At 69.6% G+C, this 23,073-nt stretch carries 20 protein-coding genes and 1 tRNA gene; 5 read left to right on the forward strand and 16 right to left on the reverse strand.

The features are described 5' to 3' along the window. Nucleotides 1-7: 7 nt before the first annotated feature. The gene (locus tag H036_RS0102730; protein WP_026145733.1) at nucleotides 8-802 is read left to right on the forward strand and encodes a putative protein N(5)-glutamine methyltransferase; all 795 of its coding nucleotides are present in this window, start codon (nucleotides 8-10) and stop codon (nucleotides 800-802) included. Between the two features lie 130 nt (nucleotides 803-932). On the opposite strand, the gene H036_RS0102735 is transcribed toward H036_RS0102730, so the two are convergent. After that, complete coding sequence (locus tag H036_RS0102735; RefSeq protein WP_017933240.1) at nucleotides 933-2,027, reverse strand: PLP-dependent cysteine synthase family protein; 1,095 nt, start codon at nucleotides 2,025-2,027, stop codon at nucleotides 933-935. A gap of 267 nt (nucleotides 2,028-2,294) precedes the next feature. On the opposite strand from H036_RS0102735, the gene H036_RS21635 reads away from it, so the two are divergent. Continuing rightward, nucleotides 2,295-2,639 (forward strand): hypothetical protein, encoded by a 345-nt coding sequence (locus tag H036_RS21635; protein WP_017933241.1) that lies wholly within the window; start codon nucleotides 2,295-2,297, stop codon nucleotides 2,637-2,639. A gap of 69 nt (nucleotides 2,640-2,708) precedes the next feature. On the opposite strand, the gene H036_RS0102745 is transcribed toward H036_RS21635, so the two are convergent. Together H036_RS0102745 and H036_RS0102750 are read right to left on the reverse strand one after the other, a co-directional pair. Further along, nucleotides 2,709-4,349 carry an AMP-binding protein gene (locus tag H036_RS0102745; RefSeq protein ID WP_017933242.1) on the reverse strand — a complete coding sequence of 547 codons (1,641 nt, stop codon included), beginning with the start codon at nucleotides 4,347-4,349 and terminating at the stop codon, nucleotides 2,709-2,711. Nucleotides 4,350-4,354: 5 nt separating this feature from the next. Then, nucleotides 4,355-6,079 (reverse strand): AMP-binding protein, encoded by a 1,725-nt coding sequence (locus H036_RS0102750; RefSeq protein WP_017933243.1) that lies wholly within the window; start codon nucleotides 6,077-6,079, stop codon nucleotides 4,355-4,357. A gap of 106 nt (nucleotides 6,080-6,185) precedes the next feature. Here H036_RS0102750 and mqo point away from each other — a divergent pair, with 106 nt between their 5' ends. After that, entirely contained in the window at nucleotides 6,186-7,667 is a 1,482-nt protein-coding gene (gene mqo / locus H036_RS0102755) for a malate dehydrogenase (quinone) (protein ID WP_017933244.1), read from the forward strand. 104 nt (nucleotides 7,668-7,771) lie between these two features. Here mqo and H036_RS0102760 read toward each other — a convergent pair whose 3' ends face one another. From H036_RS0102760 to H036_RS0102770, 3 genes are all read right to left on the reverse strand, one after another. Further along, nucleotides 7,772-9,157 (reverse strand): FAD/NAD(P)-binding protein, encoded by a 1,386-nt coding sequence (locus H036_RS0102760; RefSeq protein WP_017933245.1) that lies wholly within the window; start codon nucleotides 9,155-9,157, stop codon nucleotides 7,772-7,774. An 84-nt stretch (nucleotides 9,158-9,241) separates the two neighbouring features. After that, nucleotides 9,242-10,030 (reverse strand): sigma-70 family RNA polymerase sigma factor, encoded by a 789-nt coding sequence (locus H036_RS0102765; RefSeq protein ID WP_017933246.1) that lies wholly within the window; start codon nucleotides 10,028-10,030, stop codon nucleotides 9,242-9,244. A 328-nt stretch (nucleotides 10,031-10,358) separates the two neighbouring features. After that, nucleotides 10,359-10,961, reverse strand: a complete 603-nt coding sequence (locus tag H036_RS0102770) for a response regulator transcription factor (protein WP_017933247.1) — start codon at nucleotides 10,959-10,961, stop codon at nucleotides 10,359-10,361. A 99-nt stretch (nucleotides 10,962-11,060) separates the two neighbouring features. Between H036_RS0102770 and purU the strand changes: the two genes are divergently transcribed. Both purU and H036_RS21640 read left to right on the forward strand, forming a co-directional pair. Beyond that, entirely contained in the window at nucleotides 11,061-11,906 is an 846-nt protein-coding gene (gene purU, locus H036_RS0102775; protein WP_026145734.1) for a formyltetrahydrofolate deformylase, read from the forward strand. A gap of 159 nt (nucleotides 11,907-12,065) precedes the next feature. Then, complete coding sequence (locus H036_RS21640) at nucleotides 12,066-12,884, forward strand: alpha/beta fold hydrolase (RefSeq protein ID WP_017933249.1); 819 nt, start codon at nucleotides 12,066-12,068, stop codon at nucleotides 12,882-12,884. Between the two features lie 33 nt (nucleotides 12,885-12,917). Here H036_RS21640 and H036_RS0102785 read toward each other — a convergent pair whose 3' ends face one another. The 10 genes from H036_RS0102785 to topA form a co-directional block, all read right to left on the reverse strand. Further along, nucleotides 12,918-13,394 carry an SRPBCC family protein gene (locus H036_RS0102785; RefSeq protein ID WP_017933250.1) on the reverse strand — a complete coding sequence of 159 codons (477 nt, stop codon included), beginning with the start codon at nucleotides 13,392-13,394 and terminating at the stop codon, nucleotides 12,918-12,920. Nucleotides 13,395-13,792: 398 nt separating this feature from the next. Continuing rightward, nucleotides 13,793-14,419 (reverse strand): RES family NAD+ phosphorylase, encoded by a 627-nt coding sequence (locus H036_RS0102790; RefSeq protein WP_017933251.1) that lies wholly within the window; start codon nucleotides 14,417-14,419, stop codon nucleotides 13,793-13,795. After that, the gene (locus tag H036_RS25230; protein ID WP_017933252.1) at nucleotides 14,416-14,937 is read right to left on the reverse strand and encodes a hypothetical protein; all 522 of its coding nucleotides are present in this window, start codon (nucleotides 14,935-14,937) and stop codon (nucleotides 14,416-14,418) included. The genes H036_RS0102790 and H036_RS25230 overlap by 4 nt, the downstream gene beginning before the upstream one ends. A gap of 2 nt (nucleotides 14,938-14,939) precedes the next feature. Then, complete coding sequence (locus H036_RS24180) at nucleotides 14,940-15,233, reverse strand: hypothetical protein (protein ID WP_017933253.1); 294 nt, start codon at nucleotides 15,231-15,233, stop codon at nucleotides 14,940-14,942. Nucleotides 15,234-15,784: 551 nt separating this feature from the next. After that, nucleotides 15,785-15,860 (reverse strand) — tRNA-Thr (locus H036_RS0102805). A 103-nt stretch (nucleotides 15,861-15,963) separates the two neighbouring features. Then, a complete protein-coding gene (locus tag H036_RS0102810; protein ID WP_017933254.1) occupies nucleotides 15,964-17,529 on the reverse strand; it encodes an alpha/beta hydrolase in 1,566 nt (521 codons plus the stop codon). Next, entirely contained in the window at nucleotides 17,526-18,656 is a 1,131-nt protein-coding gene (locus H036_RS0102815; RefSeq protein ID WP_017933255.1) for a DNA polymerase III subunit delta', read from the reverse strand. The genes H036_RS0102810 and H036_RS0102815 overlap by 4 nt, the downstream gene beginning before the upstream one ends. A gap of 74 nt (nucleotides 18,657-18,730) precedes the next feature. After that, nucleotides 18,731-19,378, reverse strand: a complete 648-nt coding sequence (tmk, locus tag H036_RS0102820; RefSeq protein WP_017933256.1) for a dTMP kinase — start codon at nucleotides 19,376-19,378, stop codon at nucleotides 18,731-18,733. A 9-nt stretch (nucleotides 19,379-19,387) separates the two neighbouring features. After that, on the reverse strand, nucleotides 19,388-20,233 hold the full coding sequence (locus H036_RS21650) for an alpha/beta hydrolase family protein (protein ID WP_017933257.1): 846 nt from the start codon (nucleotides 20,231-20,233) through the stop codon (nucleotides 19,388-19,390). After that, nucleotides 20,230-22,911, reverse strand: a complete 2,682-nt coding sequence (gene topA / locus H036_RS0102830; RefSeq protein ID WP_017933258.1) for a type I DNA topoisomerase — start codon at nucleotides 22,909-22,911, stop codon at nucleotides 20,230-20,232. The genes H036_RS21650 and topA overlap by 4 nt, the downstream gene beginning before the upstream one ends. Between the last annotated feature and the right edge of the window lie 162 nt (nucleotides 22,912-23,073).

Consider the following 23,073-nt stretch of genomic DNA (forward strand, 5'->3'; position numbering starts at 1 on the left):
CTTCCCGATGACACACCCGTTCCCCGAACCCGCCGCCACCGCCGCGCTCGTCGCCCGGCTGCGCGCGGCCGGCTGCGTCTTCGCCGAGGACGAGGCCGCTGCGCTTCTGGACGCGGCCGGCACGCCTGACGAGCTCGCGTCGATGGCCGTACGCCGCATCGGCGGGGAGCCGCTGGAGCAGGTCATCGGCTGGGCCGCGTTCGACGGGATCCGCGTGCGGGTGCTGCCCGGGGTCTTCGTGCCGCGGCTGCGCACCACCCTGCTGGTGCGGATCGCGGCCGCGTCCGCCGCTCGGTCCGTCGATTCAGCCGCAACGCGGATCTTCGACATCGGCTGCGGCAGCGGCGGGATCGGCGCCGCGGTGGCGACGCGAGTGCCGGGGGTGGAGGTGTGGGCGGTCGACGTGGACCCGGACGCGGTCGCCTGCGCCCGGCTCAACCTGCCGCCGGAGCGGGTACTGCTCGGCGACCTCTACGCGCCGCTTCCCGACGGGCTCCGCGCCCAGGTGATCTGTGCCAATGCGCCCTACGTCCCCACCGACGCGATCGCGCTGATGCCCCCGGAAGCGCGCGACCACGAGCACCGGGTCGCACTCGACGGCGGGCCGGACGGTCTGACCGTGCAGCGCCGGGTGATCGCCGGGGCCGGTACGCGTCTGGTGGAGGGCGGCTCGCTGCTGATCGAGACCAGCAGGGCGCAGGCGGCGCTGACGGCCGCGGCGGCGACGGCTGCGGGACTCATCGTCACGATCCACACCGACGACGACGTGGAGGGCACCGTGGTCGAGGCCCGCCTGGCGTGAGCTGCGATGAGCAGAAGACGGGAGGTCGTCCACCCCCCACCGGTGGACGACCTCCCGTCGTTGATGAAACGAGCGAGCCTCGGAGCCATGACGCGATTTCGCAGCTTCGCCCAAAAAGCTGCTCAGTGGTCTAGACAAGCGTCAAGAAACCGGTGCTCTCAAAGCGGCCCAGCGCGACGAGGTACGGCGCCAGATCGATGCCGCGGCCGGCGAGCCAGGTGTCGTCGTAGTAGCTCGACAGATACCGCTCCCCGCCGTCGCACAGCAGCGTGACCACACTGCCCGGCTCGGCACGCCGGTGCATGTCGCTGATCACGCCGAGCGCCGCCCACACGTTGGTCCCGGTCGAGGGTCCGACCCGGCGACCGAGTCGCTCGGAGACCCAGCGCATGGTGGCGATCGAGGCGGCATCGGGCACCTGCACCATGTCGTCGACGACCCCGCCGACGAACGACGGCTCCACCCGCGGGCGGCCGATGCCCTCGATCCGCGAACCCGGCGCGGTCGGTGCGACGGAGTCGTCCAGCCAGCCCTGGTAGAACGCCGAGCCCTCCGGATCGGCCACCAGCAGCCGACTGGGCAGCCGCTTGTAGCGCAGGTAGCGCCCGATGGTCGCCGACGTACCGCCGGTGCCGGCGCTCACCACGATCCAGGCCGGGATCGGATGCGGCTCGTGCGACATCTGCTCGAAGATCGACTCCGCGATGTTGTTGTTGCCGCGCCAGTCGGTCGCCCGCTCGGCGAAGGTGAACTGGTCGATGTAGTGCCCGTCGACCTCAGCGGCCAGCGCCCGGGCGGCCTCGTAGACCTGGCCCGGCTCGTCCACGAAGTGGCAGCGTCCGCCGTACCACTCGATGAGCTCGATCTTCTCCGGCGAGGTCGTCGCGGTCATGACCGCGACGAACGGCAGCCCGATCAGGCGGGCGAAGTAGGCCTCCGAGACGGCCGTCGAGCCCGAGGACGCCTCCACCACCGTCGAGCCGGCGTGCAACCAGCCGTTGCACAGCGCGTAGAGGAACAGCGAGCGGGCGAGCCGGTGCTTGAGCGAGCCGGTCGGATGCACCGACTCGTCCTTGAGGTAGAGATCGACGCCGCCGGTCAGGCCTGGCGACCCCGGCAGCGGGAAGTGGTGCAGGTGGGTGTCTGCCGAGCGCTGCGCGTCCGCCTCGACCCGTCGGACGGCCTCGTCGATCCAGGCCCGGTGCTCGTGCGTCTGCTGCGGCATGCCAGCAGCGTAGATCTGACTCCGGCTGAGGGAAGACATAGGTTGCCGGCCGCACGGACGGGAAGGGACAGCGGGCGGGCGTCATCGACGAGGCCGGAGCTCCGTCTCATAAGCGTGAGAAAGAGTCGATGACCCATCTCGCGGGTAGAGACAGCCCAGCTGACCCCACATCCAGCAGCCAGCAGCCAGCACCGGCAACAGCACAGAAGGGAGGGAGCGGCGCTTCCCGCCTCGGATCCGATCCGAGGATCTCGCGCCGCGACTTCAATGACCGACATCGATGGCATCGTCTTCTCCCAGACCCAGATCGCCCGCGGAATGCGCCCGCTGGCCCAGCACGGGACCGTCGTCGTGGGCGCGAACAAGTCCTTCTCCTTGTACGGCACCCAGGGTGACCTGATCGCGCAGGCCCCCGTCGATCAGGTCACCGCGAAGCGCGGGGTCTGGCCGTGGCGCAACATGGTGTTCCTCAACGTCGCGGGCCAGAAGTACAACTGCACGCCGGGCTGGGGCGAGAACCGCTGGAACGGCGCTGTCGGCGTGATGCGGACCAGCGCCGCCAAGGGTCTGGTCGATGCGATCGACTCCGGAGGCCGGCGGACGGCGACATGATCCGTTCCAGGACGAATGGCACCAGCGAGACCTGTTGATGCTCGGTCGGGTCGCTGACGATCGACGCCGTCAGCTCCCGATGCCCAGCAGCTGGGCGCTGCGCTCGCGCATCTCCACCTTGCGGACCTTCCCAGTCACTGTCATCGGGAACTCCTCGACGATCAGCACGTACCGTGGGATCTTGTACGACGCCAGCTTGCCGGTCGCGAACTCCCGCACGGCATCGGCATCGAGCCGGGCGGCACCCGCGCGCAGCCGGACCCAGGCGCAGAGCTCCTCGCCGTACCTCTCGTCGGGGACACCCACGACCTGCACGTCCTCGACGTCGGGATGGGTGTAGAGGAACTCCTCGATCTCGCGCGGATAGATGTTCTCCCCGCCGCGGATGACCATGTCCTTGATCCGGCCGACGATGTTGCAGTAGCCGTCCTCGCGCATCACCGCCAGGTCGCCGGTGTGCATCCAGCCGTCGGCGTCGATCGCCTCGGCGGTCTTCGCCGGGTCGCTCCAGTAGCCCAGCATCACCGAGTAGCCGCGGGTGCAGAACTCTCCCGGCTCGCCGCGCTCCACCGTGTGTCCGGTCACCGGGTCGATCACCTTGATCTCGACGTGCGGATGCACCCGCCCGATCGTCGCCGTACGCCGCTCCAGGTCGTCCTCGACCCTGGTCTGGCAGGAGACCGGCGAGGTCTCGGTCATGCCGTAGGCGATCGACACCTCGCTCATGTGCATGTCGTTGACGCAGCGCTTCATCACCTCGACCGGGCAGATCGAGCCGGCCATGATCCCGCTGCGCAGGCTGCTGACGTCGTACGTGGCGGAGCCGGGGCCGTCCGGGAGCAGCAGCGCCTGCATCGCGATGAACATCGTCGGCACGCCGTAGAGGACGGTGCAGCGCTCGTCCTGCACGGCCTGCAGCGTTGCGGCCGGGTCGAACGCGGGCGCCGGGATCACCATCGTGGCGCCGTGGCTGGTGCAGCCGAGGTTGGCCATCACCATCCCGAAGCAGTGGTAGAACGGCACCGGGATGCAGAGCCGGTCGGCGCCGGTGAGCCTGATCGTCTCGGTGGTCATGTAGCCGTTGTTGAGGATGTTGCGGTGGGAGAGCGTCGCTCCCTTGGGGAAGCCGGTCGTGCCCGAGGTGTACTGGATGTTGATCGCGTCCTCGGGGCGCAGCGTCGCCCCACGGTCCGCGAGCGCGTCCTCCGGGAGCTCGCCGCCCGCGTCGATGAGCTCGGCCCAGTCCGGGCCGTCGAGGTAGATGACCCGCTCCAGCGCGCCCGCCTCGCGGGTCCCCAGCAGCTGCTCGACCATGCCGCGGTAGTCGGAGGTCTTGAAGGACGTGGCCGAGAGCAGCACCCGCATCCCGCTCTGGTCGACCACGTAGGCCAGCTCATGGGTGCGGTAGGCCGGGTTGAGGTTGACCAGCACGATCCCGGCCTTGGCGGTCGCGTACTGGGCGATCGTCCACTCCGCGCAGTTCGGTGCCCAGATGCCGACCCGGTCGCCCTTGGCCAGCCCGAGGCCGATCAGTCCCCTAGCCACCTCGTTCACGGCGTCGTCGAGCTCGCGCCAGGTCCAGCGCCTGTCGCTGGCCACCTCCACCAGCGCATCGCCGTCCGGGTCACGGGCGACGGTCTCCTCCAGGTTCGCGCCGATCGTCTGCTCCAGCAGCGCGGGCTCGGTCTCGCCCCTGGCGTAGGACTCCATCGCCCTCATCCCCTCAGCCCGAAGTCGTCGTCCCGGTACTCGCCGACGGGGCGATCACCTGCCACCTCCTGCTCACGCTGGCGCAGCTCGACGCGGCGGATCTTGCCGCTGATCGTCTTGGGCAGCTCGAAGAACTCCAACCGACGCACCCGCAGGTACGGCGGCAGCTTCTCGCGCGCGAACGCGAGGATGTCGCGCGCCGTCTCCGGGCTGGCGGTGCGGCCCGGCACGAGGACGACGTACGCCTTGGGGACGGCGAGGCGGACCGGGTCCGGGGCCGGCACCACCGCGGCCTCGGCGACCGCGGGGTGCTCGATCAGCACCGACTCCAGCTCGAAGGGACTGACCTTGTAGTCGGAGGCCTTGAACACGTCGTCGGTGCGGCCGATGTAGGTGATGTAGCCGTGCTCGTCGCGGCTGGCGACGTCGCCGGTGTGGTAGTTGCCGCCGGCCATCGCCAGCTCGTTGCGCTCCTCGTCGCCCTGGTAGCCGGTCATCAGTGTCATCGGACGGCCGGTCGGGCCGTCCAGCGCGAGGCAGATCTCACCCTCGCCCGGGCCGTCGACCAGCTCGTCGGTGGCCGGGTCGACGAGCACGACGGGGACGCCCGGAAGCGGCCGGCCCATCGAGCCGGGCACCACCGGCTGGCCCGGGGTGTTGCCCACCGACGCGGTGCACTCGGTCTGGCCGAAGCCGTCGCGGATCGTCAGACCCCAGTGTCGCTCGACCTGGCTGATCACCTCCGGGTTGAGCGGCTCGCCGGCGCCGATCGCCTCGCGCAGCGCTGTCGGGCGCGCCGCGGACAGGTCGGCGTTGATCAACATCCGCCACACCGTCGGCGGCGCGCAGAACGTGGTGACCTGCTCCTGCGCCAGCACCTCCAGCAAGGCGGCGGCGTCGAGCCGGTCGTAGTTGTAGACGAAGACCGTCGCCTCGGCCAGCCACGGCGCGAAGAAGTTGGACCAGGCGTGCTTGGCCCACCCCGGTGAGGAGATGTTGAGATGCACGTCGCCGGGCAGCAGCCCCAGCCAGTACATCGTCGAGAGGTGGCCGACCGGGTAGGAGACGTGGGTGTGCTCGACCAGCTTGGGCCGCGACGTGGTGCCGCTGGTGAAGTAGAGCAGCATCCGGTCGGTGGAGGCGTTGCCCGGGTGCTCGAGCGGGACGTCCGGCAGACGGTAGGCCACCGAGTAGTCCTGCCAACCCGGCGGCGTCGCCTCCGGTACGCCGACAGCGACCCGCAGGTAGTGCCCCGGCACCTGGTCGAACTTCTCGGCGTCCTCGGCGTTGCAGATGACCGCCTTGGCCTGTCCGCGCCCGATCCGGTCGACCAGCTCGGCCGGTCCGACGGCCGTGGTGGTCGGCATGACGACCGCGCCGACCTTGATGATCGCGAGCATCGACTCCCACAGCTCGACCTGGTTGCCGAGCATGACGATGACGCTGTCGCCCTGCTCCACGCCGGACCCGAGCAGGTGCGCGGCGACCTGGTCCGAGCGGCGGGCCAGCTCGTCGAAGGAGTACGCCGCCCGCGAGCCGTCCTCCTCCCGGATCACCAGACCCGGCTGCTGGTTCCCGCGGGCGAACGCGTCGAACCAGTCGTGGCCGAAGTTGAACGTCGGACCCACGTCGGGCCAGCTGAACGAGGCCACCGCCTCGTCGTAGGAGGTGCGCAACCGGAGGAGCTCGTCGCGCGCGTCGCGCAACCGATCAGTGGGCGTGCTGGACATGCCTCATCACTACACCATCGGTGATGCTGGTCACAGCGATCCGTCTGGAACGTTCAGATCGGGGCCCGCAAATGGCCTTGCGGCGCGACAGCCACATAATGAAGAGGTGGACACGCAAGCGGAGACCCGTGACATCGTCCTGATCGGCGGCGGCATCATGTCCGCCACCCTCGGGGTATTGCTGCAGGAGCTCGAGCCGACCTGGCGCATCCGCGTGCTGGAGCGCCTCGACGCGCTCGCCGAGGAGTCCTCCGGCCCGTGGAACAACGCCGGCACCGGCCACTCCGCGCTCTGCGAGCTCAACTACACGCCGGCCAAGCCGGACGGCACGATCGAGATCGCCAAGGCGGTCCAGGTCAACGAGCAGTTCCAGGTCTCGCGCCAGCTGTGGTCCTTCCTGGTCGAGAACGGCCGGATCCCGGACGCGTCCGCGTTCATCCGCACCACCCCGCACATGAGCTTCGTCTGGGGCGAGGCCAATGTCGCCTACCTCAAGGCGCGCCACGAGGCGCTCAAGGACCACCCGCTCTTCGCCGGGCTCGAGTTCAGCGACGACCCCGCGCAGATCAAGCAGTGGGCGCCACTGCTGCTCGAGGGCCGCACCGGCAACGAGCCGATCGCCGCGACGTACCACGCGGCCGGCACGGACGTGGACTTCGGCGCCCTGACCCGCGTGCTGACCGACAACCTCCTGGCCAAGGGTGCGACCGTCGAGTTCGGCGCGGACGTCAGCGACGTGCACAAGACCAACGACGGCACCTGGCACGTCCAGGGCCGTGGCCGCGAGGGCCGATTCCACTACACCGCCGACTTCGTCTTCGTCGGCGCCGGCGGCCGCGCGCTGCCGTTGCTGCAGAAGTCGCGGATCCGCGAGATCCAGGGCTTCGGCGGCTTCCCCGTCTCGGGCGAGTTCCTGCGCACCGACAAGCCCGAGCTGGTCGACCGACACATGGCCAAGGTCTACGGCAAGGCCGCCGTGGGCGCCCCGCCGATGTCGGTGCCCCACCTCGACACCCGCGTGGTCGGCGGCCGGTCCTACCTCATGTTCGGCCCCTACGCCGGCTGGAGCCCCAAGTTCCTCAAGAGGGGCTCCTGGCTGGACCTGTTCCGCTCCATCCGGCCGCACAACCTGCGGCCGATGCTCAAGACCGCCGTGCACAACGTGCCGCTGACGATGTACCTGATCCAGCAGGTGCTGGCCAGCGCGAGCAAGAAGTTCAAGGACCTGCTCGACTTCTACCCCGACGCCCAGCAGGGCGACTGGGAGAAGATCACCGCCGGTCAGCGTGTGCAGGTGATCCGCCCCGACGGCACCCTGCAGTTCGGCACCGAGGTGATCACCTCGCGCGAGGGCATCGCCGGCCTGCTGGGCGCCTCACCGGGCGCCTCCACCGCGACGCCGATCATGCTCGAGGTGCTGGAGCGCTGCTTCGCCGACCGCTGGGCCGACTGGCAGCCGACGCTGACCACCATGATCCCGAGCTTCGGTACGTCGCTGGCCGCCGACCCGGCGCAGGCCGTCGCCACCATGACCCGCACCGCCGGGGCACTGGGCATCGTCGCGCCGCCGAGCAACGTTCACGCCTGACCCTCAAGACAACAGCAGACGCCCTGGCCGCTTGAGCGGCCAGGGCGTCTGTTGTCAGTGGCTCTGTGTCAGTGGCTCTGTGTCGGTGGCTCTGTGTCGGTGGGTCAGGCGGTCGCCCGGCTGCGCGGCCCGCGCAGGTGTGCGGCGACCTCCGCCGCCTGCACTCGGATCTCAGGGATCGCAGTGGTCTCGTACAGCGTGCCCTTGCGCGGCGGGCCGACTGTGAGCAGGCCGGGCACGATCTGCCCGACCGCGTCGAGCAGCTCACCCTGAGGGGTGCAGGACAGGCCGAGCCGCAGCTCGTCGGGGGCAGCCAGTCCGCGGCGCAGCAGGGCGCTCAGCACGGGGTTGGCACTCCGGGTGACGTCGGTCTGCGGGCCGGTGCAGTTGACCACGGCATGCGCCGCCACCTCGGCCTCGCCGATCCGCACCAGCGGGTACGGCGAAGCCTCCTCGATCCCGGTGATCCCACCGCTGCTGACCCGGAGGCGGCCCTCGGCCTGGAACGCGTCGAGCCGAGCCGCGATCTGCGGCGCCATCCGGTGCCGGCGTACCTCCCAGGCGCGGGCGTAGACAGCGAGGAAGCGCTCCCGCTCGGCCAGCGGGAGGCGCGCCCAGATCGACTGGGTCGGTCCGCGGAAGCCGTCCACGACGTGGTGCCAGTTCACCCCGTGCTCGGCGGCCGCCTCGACCTGCTGCTGGTAGAGGTCGGCGAGCTGGTCGGCGGTCAAAGGCCCCGACGGCAGGGCGCTGACCCAGGCCACGCACTGACAATCGATGTGCGCCTGCGGCAGCAGACCGTGCCGGCTCACCATCACGACACTGCGCTGCGGGGCGCCGTCCAGCACGCTGATCGCGGTGTCGATGGCGGTCAGCCCGGTGCCGACGACCACGACCGTGGCGTCGGGCGCGAGCGCCTCGATCCAGGACAGGTTCCACGGGTCCGCGACGTGCCACGGCGCCTCCGGCAGCGGGGTACCGCCGATCGCCAGGTGCCCAGGCGCCTCGTTGCCGTGCGCCAGCACCACGGACGCCGACACGGCAGCCGCGCCGGCGTGGCCACGGACCTCGTAGCCACCCGGCACGGGCGTGATCTCCTCGACCCGCTCCGCGATCACCCGCAGACGGCGGCCGGCGGTGTCGGCGAGACGGTCGCGGAGATACTCGCCGTACTCGCGCCGGGGCAGGAAGTCGGTGGCGCTCAGCTCGCGGCCGGTCTGCTCGGCCCAGGTGAGCAGGTCACCGGGCTCCTGCGGGAAGGCGCTCATGTTGCCCGCCCTGACGTTGAGCAGGTGGCGCGCATCGGTGGTGCCGTAGGCGACACCGGAGCCCAGCCGGCCGGTGGGCTCGAAGACCGTGACGTGCACTCGCGGGTCGGTGCGCAGGAGGTTGAGCGCGGTCAAGGTGCCGCTCGCGCCGCCGCCGATGATCACGACACGGTCGGCGACAGCGGCTGAGGACGCGGGGCGGAGCTCGGCTGCGACAGTCACAGACCTAAGTCTAGTGACTTTATCTGCTTAATCCCAAACATGCCGCTGCCCGGGCGGTTCGCCCGGGCAGCGGAAGTGAAGCCGTCAGGCCGAGACGGCGAGGTCCTGGTCGACGCCCAGCTGCTCGCGCAGCTTCGTCATCACCTTCTTGAGCAGCCGCGAGACCTGCATCTGGGTGACGCCGATCCGCTCCCCGATCTCCTCCTGCGTGAGATCCTCCACGAAACGCAACCGGACGATGAGGCGTTCGCGATCCGTCAGGGAGTGCAGAGCAGGCGCCAGCATCAGCCGAGCCTCGGACGCCGAGTGGTCGGGGTCCTCGCCAGCCAGCAGCTCGCCCAGAGAGGCAGCATCGGACTCGGCGTTGACCGGGGCGTCCAGCGAGAGCGGGGAGAAGCAGCCCTTGAGCATCTGGGCCTCCTGCACCTCGGCCTCGGTGACCCCCAGCGTCTGGGCCAGCTCGGCAGCGTCAGTCGTCTCCTCGCTCATCCGCATCACGTCGGCCTGAAGCTCCTGGACGCGGCGCGGCGGGCGCACCGTCCAGCCGTGATCGCGGAAGTAGCGCTTCACCTCGCCGCGGATGGTGGGCACCGCGTAGACGAGGAAGTCCTCGGCAAGACGGCCGTCGAACTTGTGCGCGGCCCGCACCAGAGCGACGTAGGCGACCTGCTCGAGGTCTTCGAGGGCGATGCCACGATTGGCGTAGCGGGAGGCGATGGCACGGGCGACCGACGTGTTGATCACGATCACCTCGTCGATGATCGCGTTGCGCTCGTCACCGGTCGCGTCGGCAGCCTCAAGGAGGAGTCGGGTGGTCTCACGCCGCCGGGTCTCGCGCGGCAGATCCTGGAGAAGCGTCGCGTTCGTACTCATGGACCCACCCTGCCCGCGCCCTCTCACGACGTAACAGGGCGAGGTCCAAATTCCCCCTCAGGGGTCATGCATGTCGCCCTAAACGCCACCCCTAGGGGTGATGGGGGCCTGGAGAGTGCCGAGCCGCCGCCCCAGCCGAGCCAGCCGGAGACCGGGCTGGCCGGGACGGCGACATCAGGATCAGTGCGGTGTGTCCTGACCTGGTCCCCCCAGGTCACCCGACCGAGCCTGACACCCACCTCAGGTACCACCTGCACCGGTCGGTATTCATCCTGTGGCGGGAGCCACCCGCCACCACCGGGGCGTCGTACGCCGCCGGCGGGTGCCGTCAGGTCCGATCGGGCGGGGCGAAGCCGTTCTGCAGGGCCCATGCCACCGCCTGCGCGCGCGAGCTCGCGCCGATCTTGCGGTAGGCCTGCCTGATGTGGCTCTTGAGCGTGTTGGCACTCAGGTGCAGCCGCTCAGCGACCTCCTGGTTGGAGAAGCCCTGGGCGATCAGCGCGATGGTCTCGACCTCGCGAGGAGAGAGCCCCGCCTCCAGACCGAGCCGCTCCTCCTGGTCGGGCAGCGACTCGCCGGCCGCGGCCAGCTCGATCGCCTCGACCAGCTCCTTGGCCCGGATCGACATCGACACCCAGGCCCTGCAGCCCTTGGCCAGGGCGCGGGCGCGCAGGTCCGGCCTCATGTCGCGGCTGAAGATGACCACCTTCGCGCGGGTGTGGTGGAGCAGGTGCTCGAGGTCGGCGCCCTCGTTCTCGTAGAGCCCGTAGGTGTCGTAGAGCACCACCTCAACCCCGGCCGCCGTGGTCCAGACGCTCGGCAACGCCGTCACGATGACCCGGTCCGGGTAGTCGGCGAGCATGGCGGTCAAGCCGCGAGCCACCACCTCCTGGCGGCTCACGATCGCGAGCCGAACCGGCTGTTCACGCATCGGCGGCATCCATGGTCAGATCGTGCCAGATCGCCACGCCTGACGCGGTGACCAGGGGCCGTTTGGCAAAGCCGACGGGCGCCCCTCATCCTTCTCCCTATGAAGCGCTATGTGATGACCCTGCGCTGCCCCGACCAGCCGGGCATCATCCGGGCGTTCGCCGAAGGCGTGGTCAACGCTTCGGGCAACATCGTCGACAACCAGCAGTTCTCCGACCCGGACTCCGGCACGTTCTGCATGCGCACCGAGTTCGACTCCCCCCTCGAGTCATCCGACGAGGTGGAGCAGCACCTGCTCGCGACGCTGGCGCCGTTCGAGCCGAGCCTGACGCTGCGCCCCGAGTCACTGCGCCGCCGGATGCTGGTGATGGTCTCCAAGTTCGACCACTGCCTGGTCGACCTGCTCTACCGGCACGAGACCGGCGAGCTCCCCGTGGACATCCCGCTGGTCGTCAGCAATCACCCCGACCTGCAGGCCCTGGTCGAGCACCACGGCATCACCTTCGTGCACCTCCCGGTGACCCGGGAGAACAAGGCGGCGGCAGAGGCCGAGCTGCTGGCGCTGGTCGAGGAGCACGACGTCGACTTCGTCGTACTGGCGCGCTACATGCAGGTCCTCTCCGACGACCTGTGCCGCTCCCTCGAGGGACGGGTGATCAACATCCACCACTCGTTCCTCCCCGGCTTCAAGGGCGCCAAGCCCTACCACCAGGCCTACGAGCGCGGTGTGAAGCTGATCGGCGCCACCGCGCACTACGTCACCGCGGCGCTCGACGAGGGCCCGATCATCGAGCAGGAGGTCACGCGGGTGACCCACGCCGCCTCCCCCGAGGCGCTGGTGGCACTGGGTCGCGACACCGAGCGACTCGTCCTCTCCCGTGCGGTGCGCCAGCACGCCGAAGACCGGGTCCTCCTGATCGGACCGCGGACGGTCGTCTTCTCCTGATCCGTTGAGTCGTGGATTTGTCGGCATCGAGTCGTGGATCCATCCGGCCCGAGTAGTCCCGTAGGGCTTCGCCGCGGTCGTGGCCCCGCGTGGTACGCCCTTGTACCAACTCTGGGTTACTGATACAACGTGTATCGGTAACTTTCGAGAGGGATCGACGTGCTCGCTTACGAACGCTTCGGCAGCGGTGAGCCGCTGGTGCTGATCCACGGCATCGGACACCGCCGACAGACGTGGTACCCGGTGGTGCGCAGGCTCGCCCGCGAGTTCGACGTGATCATCCCCGACCTGCCCGGGCACGGTACGACGCCGATGCCGCTGGACACCTCGGTGCCCGCACGCGACGCTCTGCGCAGCGCCTTCCTAGAGTTCTTCAGCAAGCTCGGGCTCGAACGCCCGCACGTGGCCGGCAACTCGTTGGGCGGCCTGATCGCGCTCGAGCTGGGCGAGGACGACCTGGCGCGATCCGTCACCGCACTCTCCCCGGCCGGCTTCTGGGCCGGTCGGCGCGACTTCGCCTACGTGCGCACGCTGTTCGGCTCGGTGCTGGCCGGCGCGCAGCTGGCCCGACCGTTCGCCGGCCCGCTCTCACGCTCGGTCACCGGCCGGATGGCGCTGATGGGTTGGCTCTACGCCCACCCGCAGAACCTCGCGCCCGACATGGCGCTGGGCGACCTGGAGAACCTGGTGCGTGCGCGTTCGACCGTGCGCCACCTGCTCAAGCAGCCCTACACGTTCACTCCCGGTGAGCCGCGCGGCATTCCCGTGACCATCGCCTGGGCGGACCACGACAAGGTGCTGCTGCCCTACCAGGCCCGGCGCGCGCGGCAGATCATGCCGCACGCCACCCATGTCTGGCTGGACCACTGCGGCCACGTCCCGATGCCCGATGATCCCGAGCTCGTCGCCGAGATGATCATCGCCGGAGCGCGCTGCGGCGTACCGAACGATGCCCAGGTGCCCCCGGTCATGTCGTGACCGGAGGCGCCTGTTGGGGATCAATGGTGCGACTCAGGGCCGCGGCCCCGTGTGATCGGCCGGGCTCACCTCGCCGCGCCAGGCCCCAGTGGCGCCGTTCTGCGCCTCGATGAAGTCCTTGAACCTCTCCAGATCGCGCGTCACGCGGTGATCGACCAGATGCAGTACGTCGCCGGCCTTCTCCACGATGCCTTCCGGCTCGAACTCCAGCCGCAGCGTCACCCTGCTTGTGGCGGCATCTGTCGCCGCGAAGGAGACGGTGCCGGCGTTCGTGGTGCCGTCGACAGCTCGCCAGGTGATGCGCTCGTCGGGTGTCTGATCCACGATCTCGGCATCCCACTCCCGGGTGATGCCCGCGATGGTGGCCTTCCAGTGCAGTCGCTTGTCGTCGAGCTGACGCACCTCCTGCACTCCGTCCATGAACTTCGGGAAGCTCTCGAACTGCGTCCACTGGTCATAGGCGGTGCGGACCGGGACATCGACGGTGACGGACTTCTCGATGGTGCTCATCTGCTTCCTCTCGTCGTCGGATGCTTCGCCGGACCGTTACCCCGCATCACAGGGTCACAACACGGGGTCAGGCGCGCGATCGATGTCACATCGACGCGATCCGGGATGCGACAGCCGCGCAGACCAGGCCGCGCGTTTGGGAGGTCAGCGGCACTATCGCGCGCCGTCGAGGTCGCTCCAGACTGCGCGTCGCCGTTCACAGTCATCGATCGGGCATCCATGGCCGAACCCCTTCGTGTCGCGGCCCAGGTTTTCGATCGCTTCGCCGGGAACGTCTAAGGCGCACCGGTCATGTAGGTGGTCGTCGCGTTGAACCCACGACGCGTCTGCCGATCGGCAGGTGCCGCCCGGTGATCACCAAGCGGCGGGTTGGGGTCGCCAATCCGATCTGGAAGGGTTCAGGCCGGCGGCGGGAGAACGTCCACGCCGAGCGGTGCGCACATGTCGATGAGCCACAGCAGGTCGTTCCCGGTGGCGAAGATCCGGGCAAACGTGGGGTCGCGGTCGAACGCGCCCTCGCAGCGGTCGCCGAAGAAGGCGTACGCCAACGTGTCGTTGCACTGCCGCGACATCCAGACCAGGCCGTCAAGACCGGCCCGGTGGGCAGCCTTGGCCCACAGCACCGTCCGGTCGTAGGTCGAGGCGGCGGAGGCGGTCACCTGCTCGGCCGTGACGCGGAGGGCACGCAACCCGAGCCCGTGGAGAGCCCCCAGCCGAAGAGGTCGGCTGGTGGAGAGCCGGCTCATCACCCTTGGCGCGTAGGTGTCATACGGCATCAGCCCGCCGGTAGCCGGGATGTCGTGCAGCAGGCTCTCTGCGACCGCTGCAGGCTGCCCCGCGGCGGCGTAGAGGATCGGCACCGTCGCACCATGCTCGTCGGCGAAGAAGGCGAAGCGGGTGGGTGCACCCTTGCCGGGGTTGAACTCGTACGGGCCGAAGTTGTTGCTGTGCACCCGGTACAGCAGAGCGCCGGACGCCAGGGTCTCGATCTCAGCGTTGAACGGGTGAGGCGGGTTAGGCGTCACCACTCGATATCCCAGGCTCGAGCAGCCACGTCGACCACGATGGCAGGGTCGCTGACCAGCAGGTCGACCGGTCGGCGAGCGTCCTGGCTCTCCCCCGACAGGTAGGTGGTCGGAGCGCAGAGCCACTGGACGATGCCGGTCTCGGAGCGACGGTGCTTCTGGGCGAGATCGTGCAACTGCTCGATCACCGGCAGCGGTTGCCCGTCGGCGTCGAACTGGAAGCCGGGGTAGAAGTTGTTGTTGCCGCGCCGGATCGCCAGGAGGCGTCCGGCGCTACGGGCCGCGGAGGCCAGGTTCCGAGGTGCGCTGGAACGTGACCCCATGCCGCGGCCGACCTCGGTGGCCGTGAACAGACCGAACTCGGCCTGGATGCGGTCGTAGAGGTTGTGCTCCGCCTGGACGGCCCGAGTCAGGGACGGCGCGGCGTAGCCCGGAACGGCCAGCAGCGCGACACCCAGCGCCTCTGCGCTGTCTCGGATGATCTGGTCACTGTGCCGCAGCTCTTCGATCGTGGCCATGGCTACTCCATTTCCGTGCGATTCGTGCACATCCAGAGTAGCGCATGAACCGCACGCCTACGACGAGCCAAGACTGTGCCGCAGCTCTTCGAGGATGAACCCGCCAGCGGTTCCTCGGCGTCGATACCGGTCGGGAAGTCCCGGCCCCGCTTCATCAGACCGATCAGCAAGATGAGGGGTGTCAACGCGAACGCGACGACCATGATCCACATCGTCGAACGAAGTCCGAGCTCGTTGCCGAGCACCCCTCCGATGAGGGCACCCACCGGGATAGTCGCGTAGTTGAGGAACTGCATGCTCACGACCGCGCGGCCCAGCAGGGCTCAAGGCGTGTAGGTCTGGCGAAAGCTGACCTTGAGCACGTTCCCACCGACGAGCGGAAGGGCGACGCGGGTGCCATTGCTGCCGATCGCACTGACCGTCTCTCCGTTCCAAAACAAGCGGAAGCCACGTTGGCGCAGTAGGTGCCTGCGTAGGCGTCGTTCCTCGCTCACGGGTGCGCTGGAAAGCCGTAGCCCACCGACTGCCGAAGTCATCGTCGGCGTGGTCAGGCGGCCGCCACCCACACAGCAACCTCGCTGCTGCCTTCGCGTCGAGGAGGGATTCGATTCCGCCCACGCGATGCGGCCCGACAACGGTCCCGTAGATGCGCACTGCGGTCCTGGCGACGCAGGCCGGTGCTTGCGGGGACCTCGGGGACGAGCGGCTGGAAACGATTGTCCGAGGTCGTCCGAGAATCATCGCCGCTTGGGCCCGTGCCGTCCGCCCGCGATTTCGCCATGCCTAGCGCCACCACTCAACGGCGAAGGGCCCCTCCCCCGGAGGTATCCGAGGTGAGAGGCCCTTGTGGAGCCGTCTGTCGGAATCGAACCGACGACCTGCTCATTACGAGTGAGCTGCTCTACCGACTGAGCTAAGACGGCCTGTCACCCGACGGATCAGGCAACGCCGGAAGTGTAGCGATGCCCGACCTGACTGGCGAAACCGGCGTCGTACCGGTCGCGGGCAGGCGTGGCGTGCCGGCGCTCAGCAGGAGAGGTTGTCCTTCGGGACCTTGCCATCGACCAGGTAGTCCTCGACGGCACTGTTCACACACGAGTTGCCGGCGTTGTAGCCGGTGTGGCCGTCGCCGTCCCGGGTGACCAGCACGCCGGACTCGAGGAGGGTGGCCAGATGCTGGGCCCACTGCAGCGGAGTGGCAGGGTCGCGGGTGGTGCCGATGACCACGATCGGGTCGGCGCCGGGGGCGCCCACCGGCGGGGCGGGGTCATCTGACCTGTCCTTGAAGTGGGAACAGCCGGTCAGGCCCCACGCGAAGACGTCGCCGAAGGTGGGCGAGGCCTTCTCGAACTCAGGCAGCACCGAGGAGACCTTCGCCGTCGAGATCGAGGACGGGTCGTCGAGGCAGGTGACGGCGGGGAGCGCCTCCATCGAGTTGTCGGTGTAGGAGCCGTCGGCTGCGCGGCTGGTGTAGGCGTCAGAGAGCTGGAGCAGCACCGAGCCGTCGCCGGCGAACGCCTGTTTCAGCGCTTGGGTGAGATAGATCCAGTAGTCGCGGTTGTAGAGCGTCACAGCGATGCCGTAGAAGGCGTTGCCTCCCTCCAGCTTGCGGTTGCCGCTGCCCGGCAACGGCTGCTGCTCGACCTGGGTGAGCAGCGCCTTGATCTTGGCCAGGCCGGCGTCGACGCTCGACCCGAGGAAGCAGCTCTGCGAGGTGCTCACGCAGTTCTGGACGTAGGAACGCAGTGCAGTCTCGAAACCTGCGGCCTGCTGGACGCTCAGCTGCTCGTTGTCGAGCGTCGGGTCGACGGCGCCGTCGAGCACGAACCGGCCGACGCGCTTGGGGAAGAGGTCGGCGTACGTCGTGCCGAGCTCGGTGCCGTAGGAGGCGCCGAAGTAGGCGAGCTTGCTCTCCCCCAGCGCCGCGCGCAACACGTCGATGTCGCGGGCCGCGTCGACGGTGGAGATGTGGGCTCCGACAGGGCTCTTGTCGCAGCCGTCGGCAAGGGTCTGGTTCCACTGATCGTAGGTGTGCACCTGGGCGGGCGTGCTCGGCGCCGGGTCCTGGGCAAGGTAGGCATCGAGCTGGGCGTCGGAGAGGCAGTCGATCGGGTCGCTCTCGCCGACGCCGCGCGGGTCGAACCCGACGATGTCGTAGTGATCGCGCAGCGGCGCGCGGAAGGAGTCGCTGGCCGAGGCGGCGTAGTCGATGCCGGAGCCACCTGGGCCACCCGGGTTGACCACCAGCGACCCGATCCGCTCGCTCTTGTCGGCCGCCGGCACCTTCAGCACGGCGAGCTTGATCGTCGCTCCCTCGGGGTGGCGGTAGTCCAGCGGGACGGTGAGCGAGCTGCACTGATCCTTGGAACGACAGCTGGACCACGACAGCCGCTGGTCGTAGAACTTCGCCAGTGCGGGGTCCGGCGGGGTGGTGGCATCGGAGCCGCCAGCCGTGCTCGACGATGACGTGCCCGACGCGGCCCCTGATGCGGACGACTCTGCGGACGGAGAGGAGCCGCCGCACGCGCTCAGCAGGCCGGCCACGAGCACGCCGACAGCTGCCAGGCCGACGAAGCTGCTCGAGCGGCTCATGACGTGCTCCCCAGCGCGACCATCATCGACTCCAGGGCGAGTGCCGGCGGCACGTTGAACTCCATCAGCTGCTCCCTGGCCTCGAAGATCCAGCCGATCCGTCGCAGGTTGAGCTCGGGGGTCGAGGACTCGACGAGCGCGACGACGTCCGTACGGATCTCCTCGTTGACCAGCTGCCCGGGCGCACCGGAGGCCAGCGCGATCGCGTCGCGATAGACGCTGACCAGGTCCATCAGGCCGCGGTCGATCACGTCGCGGTGACGTCGGGTCGCTCGGCGCTTCTGGTCGCGCTCCATCGCCGCCAGGGCAGGCGCATACTCCCGAGGTCGGCGGCCGCGCTCGACCACTCCGTAGGCGGCGTCGAGATCGGCCTTCTCCCGGGCGTCGAGCTCGGAGGTGACGGCATCGGCCTCCTCCTTGGTCACCTCGGTGAGCTGCTGGGCCGCGCGCATGCAGGCGCCAAGCGAGGTCAGCCGACCCGGGAGGGCGACCACCTCGCTGCGCCGGTTGCGGGTGGCCGCGTCGCGGGCGAGGGCCTTGGCCCGGCCGATGTGGCCCTGGCTGGCCCGGGCGGCGTACGACGCGAGCGCCGGCTCCACGCCCTGGCTGGCGACCAGGAACCGGGCCACGTCCTCGGTGGCGGGCGTGGCCAGCGTGACCAGCCGACAGCGGCTGCGGATGGTGGGCAGCACGTCCTCGACCGTGGGCGCGCAGAGCATCCACACGGTCCGCGCGCCAGGCTCCTCGATCGCCTTGAGCAGGGCGTTGTTGGCCTGCTCGGTGAGTCGGTCGGCATCCTCGACGATGAGGATCTGCCAGCGTGCGCCGACCGGGCTGAGGGCCGCCGTGCGGACCAGCTCGCGGACGTCGTCGACGCCGAGCGTGAGCTTCTCGGTGCGGACCACCTTGACGTCGGCGTGGCTGCCGGCGAGCACGGTGTGGCACTCGTGACAGACACCGCAGCCACCCTGGCTGCACTGCAGCGCGGCGGCGAACGCGATCGCCGCGTTGGAGCGGCCCGATCCGGGCGGTCCGACGAAGAGCCAGGACTGGGTCATCCCGTGCCCGTTGACGGCGTTGCTCAGCGAGTCGATGACGTGCCGCTGGCCCACCAGCGAGTCCCACACCGCTCCGTGCTGAGCCTGTCGAAGTGCGCCGTGATGAGCCTGTCGGAGGGGTCCGTCCGGAGCCTGTCGACCGGTCATCGGCGGGCCTGTGCGAGCAGCGGCGTCAGCCGGGCCCGGATCTGCTCATGGATCTCCTGGATCGGAGCGCGGGCGTCGAGCACCAGGTAGTGATCGGGGTCGTCCTTGGCCATCGCCACGAACGCCTCCCGCACTCGTTGGTGGAACTCCAGCGACTCCCCCTCGATCCGGTCCCGACCCTCGAACCTGCCGAGCCCGGCAGCCGGCTCCAGGTCGAGCACGATCGTCAGGTGGGGGCGCAGGTCGCCGGTGGCCCAGCGAGCGACCTCCTCGACCTCGCCGACGTCGAGCGCCCGCCCAGCGCCCTGGTAGGCCAGGGTGGAGTCGACGTAGCGGTCGGTGACCACGATCTCGCCGCGGGCGAGCGCCGGCAGGACCAGCGTCTCGACGTGCTCAGCCTTGTCGGCGGCGTAGAGCAGCGCCTCGGTCTTGTCGGCCAGCGCACCCGTCTCGGGGCTGAGCACGATCCGGCGCAGCTCCTTGCCGACCGCGGTATCGCCCGGCTCGAACGTGAGCACGACGGTGTAGCCCTCGGCGCCCAGCGCCTCGCGCAACAGCTTGGACTGCGTGGACTTGCCCGAGCCCTCGCCGCCCTCGAGGCACACGAAGACCCCACGCTCGGCGTAGACCCCGCGATGACTCATGGCACGACCCTACGGGGTCGCACCGACAGCGCTGAGCCAACCCGTGATCAGGGGGAGGACCGGCTCGTCCTGCCGCGCCCAGCGGAAGTGGTCGATGCCATCCTGCTCGACGTGCACCCGGCTCACGGTGGCCGCCGGCAGCTTGGCGACCAGCGCGTCGACGGCAGCCACCGGACCGAGCCAGTCGCCCTCGATCGACACCGCCAGCACCGGGAGGTCCGTCTCGGCCAGGCCGCTCTCACCGCTGACGAACCGACCGGTGCGCGCCAGCCGGCCCCAGTCGCGCATCACGCCCCGGGCCTCCCGGCCGGCGAACCTCAGCTGCGCGCCCGGGAAGTGGCCGACCACGCGTGCGGCCAGCGGGAAGAGGTACGACGCGGCCAGCAGCCGCGGACCCCAGTGCCGCCAGTGCGGCGTGCTGGCAGCGACCAGGATGATGCCCGCGAGCTCGCCGGGGTGCAGGGCGGCGTACATGACGGCGAGCTGGCCGCCGAGGCTGTGACCGAGCAGGTACGCCGGTGCACCGGGGAACTGCGTGCGCACCATCGTCATCGCTGACTCGAGGTCGTCGAGGAGCTCGGCGTACCCGAAGTCGTAGTCACGCCCGGGGAGACGCCCACCCTCGGCCTCGTGACCGCGCTGTTCGACCACAACGGCGTGGACCCCCGCCGCGGCCAGCGCGGCCGCGAAGGGGCCGTAGTAGCGGGCCCTCATCCCCATCGCCGGTTGCAGCACGACCACGGGGGCGGTAGACGCGCCCGAAGTCGACCGGGCGAGGGTGAGCCTGAAGCTGGTGCCCTCGGCCCGAGTCACCCGCACGTGGTCCAGAGCCGGGGCGACGGGACCGAGGCTCACTTCTTCGTGGCCGTCTTCTTCGCTGTGGTCTTCTTCGCCGCCGCCTTCTTGGTGGTCTTCTTCGCAGGGGTCTTCTTCGCGGTCTTCTTGGCCGGACCCTTCGCGCGCTTCTCGGCCAGCAGCTCGGCCGCCCGCTCGGTCGTGATCGTCTCGATCGCGTCGTCCTTGCGCAGCGTGGCGTTGTACTCGCCGTCAGTGACGTAGGCGCCGAACCGGCCGTCCTTGATCACCATCGGCTTGCCCGAGACCGGGTCGTTCCCGAGCTCCTTGAGCGGCGCGCTCGCGGCCGCCCGGCCGCGGGTCTTGGGCTGGGCGTAGATCTTCAGCGCTTCGTCGAGACCGATCGTCAGCAGCTGGTCCTCGGTGACCAGCGACCGCGAGTCGGTGCCCTTCTTGAGGTAGGGCCCGTAGCGGCCGTTCTGGGCGGTGATCTCCTCGCCGTCCTCGGCCACCCCCACCACGCGCGGCAGGCTGAGCAGCTTCACCGCGTCGTCCAGCGTGATGGTGTCGAGCGTCATCGACTTGAACAGCGAGCCGGTCCGCGCCTTGGCCTTCTTGGGAGCGTCCTCGGGCAGCACCTCGGTCACGTAGGGGCCGTAGCGGCCCGACTTCGCGACGACCTCGAGGCCGCTCTCCGGGTGCTTGCCGAGGTGGATCTCCTCGCCGGCCGGGTTGGCGAACAGCTCCTTGGCCTTCTCCAGGGTCAGCTCGTCGGGCGGCAGGTCGTCGGGCACGTTCGCCCGCTTGCCGGCGGGAGCCCCGTCGTCGCCCGGGCCCTCGATGTAGGGGCCGTAGCGGCCGACGCGCAGCTGGACGCCGCTGTCCGGGCCACCGATCGGGAAGGTGGCCAGCTCGCGGGCATCGATGTCACCGAGCTCGTCGACGAGGGTCTTGAGGCCCGCGATCTTGTCCGAGCCGTAGTAGAACTCCTGCAGCTCGCTGACCCGGCCCTTCTCGCCGCGCGCGATCTCGTCGAGGGTGTCCTCGAGCAGCGCGGTGAAGTCGTAGTCGATGAGCCGGTTGAAGTGCTCCTGGAGCAGCCGCACCACGCTGAAGGCGATCCAGGCCGGCACCAGCGCGGTGCCCTTCTTGTAGACGTAGCCGCGGTTGAGGATCGTGCCGATGATGCTCGCGTACGTCGAGGGTCGCCCGATCTCGCGCTCCTCCAGCTCACGGATGAGCGTGGCCTCGGTGTAGCGCGCCGGCGGGCGGGTCTCGTGGCCCTCGGCGCTGAGGCTGGCCGCGTTGACGGCATCGCCCTGCTCGAGGTTGGGGAGGCGGGTCTCGGCGTCGTCGCTGGCCTGGTCGGCCGCGTCGGTGCCCTCGACGTACGCCTTGAGGAAGCCGTGGAACGTGATCACGCGGCCACTGGCGGAGAAGACGACGTCCTCGCCACTGCTTGCGCCACCGCCGAGACGGATGGTGACCGACTGGCCGACCGCGTCCTTCATCTGGGAGGCGATGGTGCGCATCCAGATCAGCTCGTAGAGGCGGAACTGCTCGCCCGTCAGCCCGGTCTGCGCCGGGGTGCGGAACGTGTCGCCCGCAGGCCGGATCGCCTCGTGCGCCTCCTGGGCGTTCTTGACCTTGCTGGCGTAGGTGCGCGGCGCATCGGGCACGTACTCGGCGCCGTAGAGCTCGCGGACCTGGCTGCGGGCGGCACCGACAGCGGATTCCGACAGCGTGGTGCTGTCGGTACGCATGTAGGTGATGTAGCCGTTCTCGTAGAGCCGCTGCGCCACGCTCATCGTCACGCTGGCGGACATGCCGAGCTTGCGGCTGGCCTCCTGCTGCAGCGTGGTGGTGCGGAAGGGCGCGTACGGCGAGCGTCGATAGGGCTTGGCCTCCACCGAGCGGACGTCGTACGTCGTCTCGCCGAGCGCTGCGACCAGCGCCTCCGCGCGCTGCCGGTCGAGGTGGACCACGCCGCTGGCCTTGAGGGCCCCGGTGTTGTCGAAGTCGCTGCCGCGGGCGATGCGGGCGCCGTCGATGCTGTGCAGCTTCGCCGGGAACATCCGCTGGTCGTGCTTGCTGCCGGCGTCGAAGGTGCCCTCGAGGTCCCAGTAGCTGGCGGCGTGGAACGCGATCCGCTCCCGCTCCCGGTCGACGACCAGGCGGGTGGCGACGGACTGGACTCGGCCCGCGGAGAGGCCGGACATGACCTTCTTCCACAGCACCGGGGAGACCTCGTAGCCGTAGAGGCGGTCCAGGATGCGGCGTGCCTCCTGGGCCTCGACCAGGTCCATGTCGAGCTCGCGCGGGTTGGCCGCAGCGGCCAGGATCGCGGGCTCGGTGATCTCGTGGAAGACCATCCGCCGGACCGGCATGCCCTTCTTCGGCTTGAGCTCGTCGAGCAGGTGCCAGGCGATCGCCTCGCCCTCGCGGTCCTCATCGGTGGCGAGGAAGAGCTCGTCGGCGTCCTTCAGCAGCGACTTGAGCTTGGTCATGTGGCTCTTCTTGTCGCGCGGCACGACGTAGTAGGGCTCGAAGCCGTTGTCCACGTCCACGCCGAGGCGACCCCACGGCTTGTCCTTGATCTTCGCCGGGGTGTCCGCGGCGCTCTGCGGCAGGTCGCGAATGTGGCCGATAGAGGCCTCGACGACATAGCCCGGGCCGAGGTACCCGCCGATCTTGCGGGCCTTCGCCGGGGACTCGACGATCACCAACTTGTGTGCCACTGAGCCTTGCTCCGTCTCCAAGCCGTCCTGCTGCTGCGCTGTCGGTGGACACGGTGTGTTCTGCCCACGGCGAGACACGGTAGCGCGTCTGCCGCAATACCGTGCCCCGCGGTGGTGGACGTGAGCGTCCTCCCGGCACCGGCTGTGACCCGACGCACGTGC

It is taken from the genome of Nocardioides sp. Iso805N (assembly GCF_000364605.1).
Classification (GTDB): Bacteria; Actinomycetota; Actinomycetes; order Propionibacteriales; family Nocardioidaceae; genus Nocardioides.